The sequence below is a fragment of the Microcystis sp. M53598_WE2 genome (genome assembly GCF_030067735.1).
Classification (GTDB): Bacteria; Cyanobacteriota; Cyanobacteriia; order Cyanobacteriales; family Microcystaceae; genus Microcystis; species Microcystis aeruginosa.
In genome coordinates this window covers 1-12,326 of record NZ_JASJFE010000029.1, presented here as the reverse complement: position 1 = coordinate 12,326, position 12,326 = coordinate 1, and the positions used below count along the sequence as shown (strand labels likewise).

Here is a 12,326-nt window from a genome sequence, read left to right as displayed (position 1 = left end):
AGATAATTTCTTGTCTTCTTTTTCTAAAAGTTGAGCATAAATACAAAAAGCAGCACCGGGATTGCGGATAAATTTCTGATAAGCTGGATTTTCAGCGATACCAATAGCAACTAAAAGATTAGGAACTGCATCTTCACTGCGATTTTGCTTAAATCTGGCCCAGCCTAGATTTTTATAAATACTATATTTTTGTACTGCTAAATTGCGTTTCTCCTCTTCAGTAAATTGGTCTAATTTTTCATCTTTTTCTGCTAATAATCTCTGGGCTTTTTCCAGTAACTCTACTGCTTCTGCATTCTTATTATCTCGCAGATACCAATAAGCGAGATTATTATAAGCATCTATAAAACCACCTTTTGCCGCAATTAAATAGTGTTTCTTCCCATTAGTCAAATCCTGTAACTCTTCATAAAGTGTTGCTAACTTATAATGAGCATCTAGATTATCTGGATCTAACTCAATCGCTTTTAAATACTTCTCTTCGGCTGAAGCTAAATTAGGAAATTCTTGACTTGCTGGCGGAGGAGATTGTAAACGGTTGCCTTCTTGCTTATAAAGCTCAGAAAACCAAGAGAAATTTAGATAAATTCCCAAGAGAATAGCAAAGACTATTACTGTTACAGAAAACTGTATTTCTTCATACCAATGTTCAGCAATCCCAAGCAATTTCATTAACTTAACAAAACCCTTCTGGCGCGTCCGTGTGAGAGCATTTTCAGTTTGTAATAAAGAAATGAAAGTCGAAAAAATAACACCTCCTATTTCTAGCAAACCTGAACCACCACTAAGAAACCGAGTAGCAATCGTTCCGATTAATGTAAAATTAACCCCTAATAAAACCAGTTTAACGATTCTCAATAGCCAATCAAAGCGATTGCAAGGATGCAGAGATTCCCTACTTTCTAAATGCCACCACCAAGCCTGAGCAGAAATAGGTAAAGTCTCCCGATATTCAGCTAAGTCAAGAACTTGAGTAATTTTGTAACTTTTCTGTTTTAATCTATTATCTTGTTCGATTAATTTTGACGACATATCAACGGAAATTTCCGCCTCAGCTTCCATTTGTTTATTAAGAGCATCTCTGGCGGCAATAATTTCTAAAGCCTGTGCTTTTTTCAGAGATTTATTATGAGAAGTATCTAAATAATTTAGAGCATTCTGGTAACGCTCTAAAGCAACTTGAAAGGGTGTCGGCACAGGTGCAGGAGAATTCATATTATACTAAATCCGTTGAGCATAGGTTACTTATAAGGACAGGCAAAAGGCAAGAGGCAAAAGGCAAAAGGGGGAATAAATAATCAGTTTTTAATAACCAGATTTAGTATTATACAATCCTAAAAGTTTAGTTTCTTTCACTGTTTGAGGGTAAAAAATACCTCGGCAAAACTGGCTGATGATACTAAATCCTGTTTAAAAAGTATAGGAAAGTGGGAAGATGGGGCAAAAAACCAAAGAAATTAGGAACTATATGTCCCTAATTCCTGTAGTATATGCCATTGTATCTAACGGGCTTGGAGAGACTCGAACTCCCGACCTTGTGGTCCGTAGCCACACGCTCTAATCCACTAAGCTACAAGCCCTTGTTTTTCTCAACAGTAAACTACTATAGCACAGGTTCATTCAATGACGCAAGAGGGTAAAGAAAAATTATCTCATCTCGACAGCCAAGGCGAGGCCCGGATGGTGGATGTATCGGAGAAAATGCCCACCAAACGCACTGCTATCGCCCTAGGACAAGTGAGAATGCTAAAAACGACTTTTGAAGCCATAGAACAGGGAAATGCGCCTAAAGGTGACGTTTTAGGGACGGCCAGACTAGCAGGAATTATGGCGGCCAAACAAACTTCCTGTTTAATTCCCCTTTGCCATCCCTTACCCCTGCAAAAAATCAATGTTCAGATTATCCCGAAAGCAGAGTTACCCGGCTACGAAATTCGGGCAGAAGTGGTGACAAAATCGGAAACTGGGGTAGAAATGGAAGCTTTAACGGCGGTATCTGTGGCAGCCTTGACTTTATACGATATGGCTAAAGCGTTAGAAAAATCAATCCTGATTGAAAATATCCGTCTGCTGAGTAAAACAGGAGGAAAATCAGATTATCATCAGGATTCCCTGTTGCGATGAAAACCCGGGTGCATCTCACATTTGCAGAAATACCGACAATCAGCAATTATCAGTGACTCTTAAATTATTACAGATGGGTCAGCGGCTGCGTGTAAGCATCCCACCGAAAAACTAATGCGCGGGGGGTTTGGGGGCGGCGCCACGCCCCCAACGAGGGGTTTGGGGGGTAGAACCCCCCAAAGGCTTGGATTGAGTGGTAAAATCGGAAGTAATGACCGATTTTAGCCGAGAGTGTCCCCGTAAAAATCCCAACTTGGTAGATTGACAAAAATGAGATGCAGCCTAAAAAACCTAAGTAACCCCTTCTAATTTTTCATCGGTCAATTGATATAATTCCTGTAATTTCTCTAATTTGTCGGGGTCTGCTTGCCAAAAACCGCGACCCTGTGCTTCTAACATTCTACCGACAATATTACGGAAAGCTTCGGGATTAGCTTGACGCAATTTTTCCGCCATTTCTGCATCAAAAGCGTAGGTATCGGCTGCCTGATCATACACCCAATCGTCACTAAAATTAGCCGTACCGCCCCAACCAATTAAAGCGGTCATTCTTTGGGAGATTTCGTAGGCCCCACCGGAACCTTGATTAACCATGGCATTGGCCCATTTAGGATTGAGTAATTTACTGCGGTATTCTAAGCGCAAAACCTCCTCTAATTTGCGGGGAGTTGTATCATTGGAAAAACTCTCGACAAAACTTGTCATTACCCGTTTACCGCTTTGTTTTTCTGCGGCTAATTTTAATCCTCCCGTGTTGCCGTAGTATTCCTGAATATCGGTTAAACCGTATTCTACCGAGTCAATTTCTTGGATAATACTTTCACTGGTTTTTAATAACTGTTGTAGCACTTCTGGCCGCGCTTGTCCCTTATCTTGACGACCATAACTAAAAACATTACGCTTTTCCCAAGTTTTCGCTAATTCGTTGTCATTGTCCCAATTTCCCTCCACTACTTGGTCATTAACTAAAGAGCCAAAATCCCCAGCAGGATTGGAAAATAAACGAGCGCTGGCATTGTCAATTCCTTGACTTTTTAAGGCTAAATAGTGCTTACGGATATAATTATCATTTTCCGATTCTTCTATCTCGGCTGCCCGCTGCATTAAATCATCCAATAACTCGATAATATTGATAAAAGTATCCCGAAAAATTCCCGATAAATTAGCCAGAATATCGATGCGCGGGTGTCCAATTTCCCCTAAAGGTTTTAATTCATACCTGACAATTCTTCCTGTTCCCTCTTTCACCGGTTCCGCACCGACTAATTCTAAGAGAATACCCAGGGATTCACCCTTAGTTTTAATCACATCTAATCCCCAGAGTAAAACTGCTACAGTTTCGGGATAATTTCCTTTTTCGGTTAAGTTTTGTTCTAGCAGTTTTTTGGCGATTTCCCGTCCGCGGGTGTAGGCTGCTGGGGAAGGCATCCGGTAAGGGTCTAAAGCGTGTATATTACGTCCTGTGGGCAAAACTCCCGCACCATCCCGGAGTAAATCCCCCCCCGGTGCCGGTGGTACATATTCCCCATTTAATCCCCGCAAAAGATTAGTTAATTCTTCGCTATTTTGTCCTAATAAATTTTTAATAGCAATGCCTTCTTTAACCTTTTCATTGGTTGCTTCGTCAGCGATAATTTGCTGAAATTCTCGCTCAGATAAATCGGTGAAATAAGCATCAAGATAACCTTTTAATTCTTCCTGATTAGGAGCAGTTCCCAGGGTGTGTAAACCCGAAGAAAATAGTCTTTGTTCGACGATTTGTAGGTAATTATACACCTTGACAAAATAATCGGTTAGTGCATAGCGGCTAAATAATTTGGCATTTTCTAAAGTGAATTCTATTCCCTGTTTTTCTGCTTCCAGAAAAGGACAATCTTTAGAGATACCTGTATCAATAATCTTTTGGAGGATACTATCTCTTAAAGCGTAATTTTTCTCAGGATTTTCTCGAAACTCTGCAATCAAATCTCGTAAAATCATCAATTCTTTATATAATCCCGCTCGTCCGTAGGGAGGCACATTATGGGAAATTAACACCCCATAGCCGCGACGTTTAGCTAGGATAGATTCCGAGGGATTATTAGCAGCATAAATATATAAATTCGGTAAATCTCCTAATAAAATATCTGACCAAGAATAACCAGTATTTCCTAGGGGTGAACCGGGCAGCCATTCGACAGTTCCGTGCATACCAAAATGAATGATCGCATCGGTCTTAAAATCTTTCTGTAACCACTGATAAAAGGCTGCATACTGAGGGTGAGGAGTTAAATCTTTTTCAAACATTAACCGCATCGGATCCCCAGCAATTCCTAAAGGTGGCTGGACTCCAATCCAGATATTACCTAACTCAATTCCCCCTAAATGATACTGGTCGCCAATAGTTTTTATCCCCGCATCTTTCAGAGATTTCCAGTGTTTTTCAATGCGAGAGGTTAACAGATAACCTAGCCAATTTTCTAAAGTTTCTATCGATAAACGATTTTGTTTAGAGAGATTTTCATCATCGGCAAATTTAACTTTTTGAATAATTTCTTCCCCGTCTTCGGGAATCGTTCCCACATTATAACCCTGCGCTTGTAAAGCTTGTAAAAACTTAACTAAACTCCGGGGAACATTTAACAAAGCAGCCGTACCAACTGCCCCATAACCCGGGGGAAATCCATAGAGAATGATGGCTATTTTGCGTTCTTGCGGAGGTGTTTTATGTAACTTAATCCAACTATTTAAACGTCCAGTTAAACGCTGTAATCTTTCGGGGATTAAATAGATAGTTTCTCCCACTAATCCCCCCAGAGGAATCGTATCAATTGCTCCATCTAATTCCGGTAAAGCGTATAGAACCACACTCTGTAAACCACCGATTCCCTGTCTTGTCCAAGAATAAATATCTTGAATCAATAAAGGGGCAGCGATAAGATAAGGAATATTTTTAGCGGACAGAATTCGTTTAGCCACTTCTACCTGTCTTCCTGCTTCCATAGAACCCGCGGGACCCCCCACCAAAGGAAAGCCAATCGTCGAAACAATTGCATCTACTGTCACCGCATCTTCACTTAAAGAAGGAGTTTCAATGATTCCTTTTTTTCTTTGCTGAATTTCGTAGTCTGTGGTTAACCAATCCCGAACAATTGTATGGCCTTCCACTCCGTTAATAAACACGGGTAGGGGAATTAAATTAGCCGTTTCAAAATGACGGATTAATTGATTAATATAGGGCAATTTACTGATAACGTGCTTCCGATAAAGCAGCAGTGCCACCACTGGTTTATCAAGGGATTTATTTTTTTGATACCAAGTCAAATATTCTTGGGGAGTGAGAAAATAACCCTGATAATCGGGGTGTAATAGTCCCTTATTGGGAGTTTCGATGACTTCGGGTATTTCCTGTACTTTTAATCCTAGATATTTTTGGGCAATTACCCAACACATAGCGGCAACATTTTCGGTTCCTCCCGCATTCCAATAACCGTAAATAATTAACCAATTACGCAAATCTTGAACTTTTTTAGCGGGAATAAATTTCAGTAGTTTCGGACCAGTTTTAAGGAAACTGAGATAACCGGCTAACTTATCTTCTTCCTTGCCACTGGAAAATTTACTCAAGATAAATTGAATTGGTTTTGGCATTCCTTTTGGTTTATCCCCGATGGCAAATTCTCCCAAACGGGTTAAACTCATTAACTCTAAAGCAGACTCAAAAACTAAGCGAATCGGAATCTCTGCCGCTCGTTGCCGTAGCCAAGTAACTTGATCGTAATCGAAGATCAAACTAGCAAAAAAAACGTCGGCAGTGGCTAAAGCTTGCTCGACTATTTCCGGTTCGCTAGTCAAGGATTTATCGCTAAATACTTTTACTTCTAAATCGGGACATTTAGAACTAGCCAACAGGCCCGATTGCCGATACAAATTCCTGTTAAAGGTTTCAAAGCCAACAATTAAAACAATGCTTTTCATAAGAATATATTTTTAGACCAATCAGGGTGCGTTATCCTGCCTGAAAACACCCCCTGAAATGATCATAACGACAAACTAATAATAACTGCCGGATTTGCGATGATGGATGGCGGTTAAACCCTGGTGTAAAACCCTGCCTTTTTCTGCGATCGCATAAAGCAGCCAATGATCACCGCACTCCATTCGTTGTTCCACCCGACATTCCAGATAAGCGAGCGCTTCGGCCAAAATCGGCCCACCGTTCTCAGCTTTAGTGGTTTCGATATTAGCGAAACGATCTTCTCCGGGGGAAAAAGGTTTAAGAAAATGCTTCATTAAAGCCAAATGTTGACCTTCTTGGAGGATATTAAGGACAAAAGGCGTACCGCTATAAAGCAGAGACTCGATCGCTCGTTCTTTCGCCACGGCAATAGTCAATCCAGGGGGGGTGAACGTCGCTTGCGACACCCAAGAGGCTAACATGGCGCCGCGCAATTCTCCCAATTCGCAGGTGACGATACAGAGAGAACCCACCAAACGGCCCAGCGCCTGCGATCGCCGATCGCTTTGGGATTGGTTAACATTAGTTTTCGGTTGTCTGCTTTTGCGAGCTTTTTTGACTGCTTGAGCGAAATCGGTTCCCGCTTCCTCACAGGTCTTTAAAATTGCCTCCGTGGGCTTAAATTTAACCCGAATTGGCTCAAAACCGAAGCGATAACCGCCATCCCGGAATTTACCTTCCAAAAGATCGATCGCTTCACCACTCCAACCGTAGGAGCCAAAAACCCCCACCAGCTTGCTTTTATCGCCATTTGCTAGGGTAATCCCCAAGGCGGTTTGGATGGGAGTCGGTGCGTGTCCTCCCAAAGTGGGGGAACCAAAGATAAAACCGACACTTTTTTCGATCGCCGTTTTGATCTCGTCCGGTTCAGCGAACTCGGCATTAATCGCCGTGACTGCTACTCCCGCTTTCGTGATCCCCATGGCGATCGCTTGAGCGAGGGTGGCGGTGTTGCCGTAGGCACTTGCATAAATCAGGGCGATTGTCAACTCTTGATACTTTTGTACTACTAACCATTGTTGATAGGAAAGGGTCAATTCGTGCATCCCGTAACGCACCAGAGGACCGTGACCAACGGCATAAAATAAGGGCGATTTAGCGGCTAATTTCTCCAAAGCGTTGCTAATTTGGCTGGCATAGGGAGCCATGAGACAATCGAAATAATAACGCCGATCTTCGTTATAAACTGTCCAACCCTCATCAAAAATTTGGTCGCCACAAACGTGCGCTCCGAACAATTTATCGGTGTAGAGAATATCGGTTTTGCTGTCGTAGGTACAGAGTTGATCGGGAAATCGGGGGTTAGGAGTGGGGATAAATTCTAATTGATGGTTTGCTCCTAAATTTAATATTTCTTCCCCCTTGACAACGAACAGATTTAATGCTTCGGTTTCGAGAATTTTTTTCAGGGAAATTGCCCCCGGATTGGAACAAACAAAAGTGACTTGAGGCGCGATTTCTAAAAGTGCCTTGAGGGTGACGGCACGATTGGGGTTAACGTGACCGAGGATAATATAATCAATCGTTTTCGGATCGATTCTTTTAGTTAAAGCCTCTAAAAATATGGACGAAAATGATTCCCCCGGTGGATCAAAAAGAGCGACCTTTTCACCTTTAATCAGATAACTATTGGCGGTGGTTCCCTTTTGTAATCCGTATTCGATCTCGAATTTTAACCGGTCCCAAGTGCGGGAACGAAAGACAAAAGTATCGGCGGCTATCGGTGCTACTTGTACATCTCTCGGTTTGACAATTGCATTATTCATAATCTTAGTTACCAGTTATCAGTTAAGTAGTCAATTAGTTAAGCGGCAACTTGAGGCTGTGATCATTTTTTACTAGGCAAGTTTGGCATCAAAGTCAACACTTGATTTTTGACTAAATACAGCCTTTTATCGCTGGGGACGAGTGGGGAAATTTATAGGTTATCTTGCCAGCCGGAAGGACATCAATATCTAAAGTACACTATCTCTGGGAAGAAACCTAGCTTCTAGCAATTGGCTCGCGGGTAACGATACTCCTCTGGGGGGATTTGCCAGTCTATTGAGAAATTCTAAAGGGAAGGTGATCCCCAGAAGCGAGGTGCTAGTCTGAGGAAAACCCTGCTCTTTCCCTATCAGGCAAAGTTTTTATGAGCTATCAGCACTCGTCTTTTGACTGCACTAGCGCCAATTTTGAGAAAGCCGCTTTGAGTCATTTTCGCACTCTTGTGGCTTTTTTACCGGACAATTGCCGTATTTACCGGCAAACTTGGGAATTTTCCACGGTTCTCTGTCTCGATTTTCTAGCCTGTTTGCAGGGACTAGCAATCACTCGTCAAAATTTCGCCCATCTAGTTAATGTGACACAAGAACTCGGTTTAGGTCAAGCAATTATTTTGAAAGTAGGCAATAAAATCGTTGAGTGGCATCGTTTAAACTAAAATCTCAATTTTCGACCATCTCAACAGTCTAGAAAAAAATCGGCTCTCTGTGTTCTTTGTGTCTCTGTGGTTTATAACTACCTCTTGCCTGTCCTAACCAAGAAGTTAATTTTGTCCTAAGTAGGGAGGCACAATTATTTGTAGGATGGGTTAGCGGTAGCGTAACCCATGCGGGCGTTGGGTTTCATACTTCAACCCAACCTACGTTCATCTTATATTTAATTCCACCCACCTACTTATCTAGAACTGTTTGAGTCTAGAAAAAGCCCCGATAATTTGACCAAGGCTAATACCACCATCATTAGTGGGAACAGTTTGCTGCCAGTAGGGTTGAAATCCCGAAGCTTGTAAGCGATTAATTGTTCTTTCCGTCAGATAACGATTTTGAAAACAGCCTCCCGTCAGGAGAATTTTTTCTCTGCCTATTTTCTGAGCAATTTCTACAATAATCTCACTTAAACTATTATGAAATTTAGCGGCAATTATGCCGATTTGTACTTGTTTTTCTAAATCCTCAACAACTCCTAAAATTAGCTGATTCCAATCAATAACTATGGGTGAGTCAGCTGATAAAGAAAAATTATAATATTCCTCCGTTTTAATGCCATCAAGGGCAAATTCTAACTGCATTGCTGCCTGTCCCTCAAAACTTAATTGATAACATAAACCTAGAATCGCGGCCACACCATCAAACAAACGCCCGACACTAGAAGTTAAAGGACAATTAATTTTTTTTGTTAACATTTGCCTAAAAATAGACCATTCCTGTTCACTAAAAGCTGATTTTATCCTATCAGTATTTTCCATAACTTCTAGTAATCCTAAAGCCACTCGTCTGGGTTCTTTAACCGCTTTTTCTCCTCCCAGTAATAGCCAGGGTTTAAAATGGGCGACTCGCTGCCAAGAATCGGCAGCAATATGGATAAATTCTCCCCCCCAAATTGTGCCGTCTAAACCGTATCCTGTTCCATCCCAAGCAACCCCTAAAACCGGAGGTTGTAGCTGATGCTCTGCCATGCAGGATAAAACGTGAGCGTAATGGTGTTGAATGGGAATAACGGGTAAATTTAAACTATAAGCGTACTTTGTCGCTAGATATTCAGGATGAGCATCACAGGCAATAATTTCGGGTGCAAACTCGTATAATTTTTTTAAACTATCGAGAATATTTTCAAAATGATTAACGGCATTAACTGTATCTAAATCGCCTATATGTTGACTAATAAAAACTTGATTTTTTTGGTAGATAGCCACGGTATTTTTAAAATAACTTCCCACGGCCAGAATCGGGGGAAAATCTCCCTCATTAACTTTAACTGGAAAGGGAGCATATCCCCGCGCACGGCGCAAAATCATCGCTTTTCCCGCCATTTCCCTGATAATAGAGTCATCCACTGGTCGAAGGATGGGACGATTATGAACTAGAAATAAATCGGCGATAGTTCCCAATTTTTCTAAAGCTTCTTTTTCGTCGATACAGATAGGTTCATCGGCTAGATTACCACTGGTTGCTACAATAGGAAAGCCCAATTCTGCTAATAAAAGATGATGTAAGGGAGTATAGGGTAACATGACTCCTAGATAGGGATTACCCGGAGAAACGGCAGCAGAAAGATCATTTTTTCGCTGTTTAATCAGGACAATTGCTGCTGCAGGAGACTGCAATAATTGCGATTCTAAAGAAGATACATAACCGTGGTTTTTCACTAAGTCAAGATTAGGATACATCACGGCAAAAGGTTTATCCGGTCGCTGTTTACGTTGTCGCAATTTTTGCACTGCTTCCGTATTTCTTGCATCGACGACTAGGTGAAATCCTCCTAATCCTTTGATCGCCATAATTTTTCCCTGTTCAATTGCTCTAGCAGTAGCGATTAAAGCTTGATCTTTTTCCGCTAATACACATCCTTGACTATCTAAAAGACTGATTTGGGGTCCGCAACGAGGACAGGCATTCGGTTGGGCATGAAAACGGCGATCTAGAGGGTTTTCGTATTCCCTTTGACATTCAGGACACTGATTAAAACTCCTCATAGTTGTGGCACTGCGATCATAGGGTAAACTCTCGATAATACTGTAGCGAGGACCGCAGTTAGTGCAGTTAGTAAAAGGATAGCGATAACGACGATTATTCGGGTCAAAAATATCGGCTAAACAATCGGGACAAGTGGCTAAATCGGGCAGAACAATTGTATTTTTTTCACCGCCGCTGCTAGGACGTATGCTAAAGTTTTGATAACCGACGGGATTTAACCATTGAGTCTCAATATTTTCAATTAGCGATCGAGGTGGTTTTTCTAAAGATAATCGAGTCAAAAAAGTTTCTAGTTTGTCTCGATTGCCCTCGACTTCAATAAAAACTCCCGCTGCTGTGTTATTCACCCAACCGGCTAAGTTTAATTCCGTTGCTAATCGATAAACAAAAGGACGAAAACCGACCCCTTGTACTGCCCCGCGCACAATTAAAGCTAATCGCTGATCGGATTGATAATTTAACGGGGAAATCATCAAATTCATCCCTGATTACTTTTCCCGTTATACTAAACTTTCACTAATCACCCGACAGCATTCTTCCACACTGGCCCTTTTTTCCATAGCTATCACTAAAGCTTGATAGGCAGTCTGTTGTTTTTCTAAAAGAGTTTTTGCCTGTAATAAACTCCAGCGCTCTTTTTGGGCATAATTATTCTCGGAAACCCCCGCTAATTTTAAGGCCGATTGCAGATAAAATCGATCGCTTTCTCCCCCTGCTGCTTTACCATAAACTAAGGTTTCGGCAGCAATTCCCGCCATCCACACCGTGGAAATTCGCTCTAAAAAAGCAGGAAAATCGGTAAAATTCTTGACTTTTTGCTCTAAATCTGCTAGGTCAAATTGAACACCGCCGACTCCCTCCTGGCCTTGACGAAAGGCTTCCCAAGCGGTCAAACTATAACTGGCGATCGGAATGCCCAAAATATAAGCGGTGAGAAAATGTCCGGCTTCGTGGTAAATAACTCTTTGACGGTGTTTACTAGGAGAAAGAGCATCCAGTAGCAAAGTCACGCCTCGGTTATTAAAGGTGAGAGTATCAACGGTAACTAATCCCAAGAGGCTAAAAGTAGCCAAAGCGGGGACAAAAGGCGAAATAGACAGCAAAGGGGTGACAAATACGGAAAGAGTGATCGAAAAAACGGTAATCGCGATCAGATTTAAAGCTGTCTGTTCCATAAAAATTAATAAAAATATACAAATGCTTAATACTATGTTACATTGCCTAGTTTTATTTTCCCCGAATTAACCAACCAATTACCCCACCCACAAAAGCAGTCACAATCGATATACCGATCTGTTTCCAGTTTTTTACCCCCCCAATTTTTTCGGCTAAATCGGGAATTTTTCCCACGGATGCCTCGATGAGTTGCACTCTTGCATTTAAACCCGTGATTTTTGCGTCTAAAGTCCTGATTTCTCCCTTAATTTCCGTCTGTCCTATCTCTAAGACCTGAATTTCTCTTTTGATCTCTCCGATGCTATTCTCGATCGCTTTTTGTCCATTCTCCAGAGAGGTTAAACGAGTTTCGATCGCTTTTTGTCCATTCTCCAGAGAGGTTAAACGAGTTTCGATCGCTTTTTGTCCATTGATAATCAGATTTTCTAACCTTTTTAGGTCATTTTCCGTAAAAGCCGTCATCAGCTAAACTCCTAATAGATTAATTTTTTCTCGTCTTGAGATTGAGTCGATCGTTGACTAATTTAATTATGGAGTCAAAATCAAACTGTTACCCACTGATAGTTCTAGGT

Annotated in this window: 8 protein-coding genes and 1 tRNA gene; 2 read left to right on the top strand and 7 right to left on the bottom strand. The window is 41.4% G+C overall.

The window, feature by feature from the left end; all coding sequences use genetic code 11:
* Nucleotides 1–1,215: tetratricopeptide repeat protein (locus PX636_RS00700; RefSeq protein WP_288115898.1), on the bottom strand; the 1,215-nt coding region annotated here is incomplete at its 3' end.
* 291 nt (nucleotides 1,216–1,506) lie between these two features.
* Nucleotides 1,507–1,580: transfer RNA gene (locus PX636_RS00695), tRNA-Arg, on the bottom strand.
* A 43-nt stretch (nucleotides 1,581–1,623) separates the two neighbouring features.
* Between PX636_RS00695 and moaC the strand changes: the two genes are divergently transcribed.
* On the top strand, nucleotides 1,624–2,124 hold the full coding sequence (gene moaC / locus PX636_RS00690) for a cyclic pyranopterin monophosphate synthase MoaC (protein ID WP_147068865.1): 501 nt from the start codon (nucleotides 1,624–1,626) through the stop codon (nucleotides 2,122–2,124).
* 291 nt (nucleotides 2,125–2,415) lie between these two features.
* On the opposite strand, the gene bchH is transcribed toward moaC, so the two are convergent.
* Together bchH and PX636_RS00680 are read right to left on the bottom strand one after the other, a co-directional pair.
* A complete protein-coding gene (gene bchH, locus PX636_RS00685; RefSeq protein ID WP_288115897.1) occupies nucleotides 2,416–6,081 on the bottom strand; it encodes a magnesium chelatase subunit H in 3,666 nt (1,221 codons plus the stop codon).
* Between the two features lie 75 nt (nucleotides 6,082–6,156).
* Complete coding sequence (locus PX636_RS00680; protein WP_002797275.1) at nucleotides 6,157–7,887, bottom strand: diflavin flavoprotein; 1,731 nt, start codon at nucleotides 7,885–7,887, stop codon at nucleotides 6,157–6,159.
* 365 nt (nucleotides 7,888–8,252) lie between these two features.
* Here PX636_RS00680 and PX636_RS00675 point away from each other — a divergent pair, with 365 nt between their 5' ends.
* Nucleotides 8,253–8,543: a hypothetical protein gene (locus PX636_RS00675; RefSeq protein WP_002759278.1), complete on the top strand. Its 291-nt coding sequence runs from the start codon at nucleotides 8,253–8,255 to the stop codon at nucleotides 8,541–8,543.
* A gap of 240 nt (nucleotides 8,544–8,783) precedes the next feature.
* On the opposite strand, the gene hypF is transcribed toward PX636_RS00675, so the two are convergent.
* From hypF to PX636_RS00660, 3 genes are read right to left on the bottom strand one after another with little or no spacing between them, the layout of a single operon-like run.
* Nucleotides 8,784–11,051, bottom strand: coding sequence for a carbamoyltransferase HypF (hypF, locus tag PX636_RS00670; RefSeq protein ID WP_502882834.1), 2,268 nt, complete (start codon nucleotides 11,049–11,051; stop codon nucleotides 8,784–8,786).
* A 27-nt stretch (nucleotides 11,052–11,078) separates the two neighbouring features.
* Nucleotides 11,079–11,753, bottom strand: a complete 675-nt coding sequence (locus tag PX636_RS00665; protein WP_012268290.1) for a hypothetical protein — start codon at nucleotides 11,751–11,753, stop codon at nucleotides 11,079–11,081.
* A gap of 52 nt (nucleotides 11,754–11,805) precedes the next feature.
* Nucleotides 11,806–12,216 (bottom strand): coiled-coil domain-containing protein, encoded by a 411-nt coding sequence (locus tag PX636_RS00660; RefSeq protein WP_288115896.1) that lies wholly within the window; start codon nucleotides 12,214–12,216, stop codon nucleotides 11,806–11,808.
* Nucleotides 12,217–12,326: the final 110 nt, after the last annotated feature.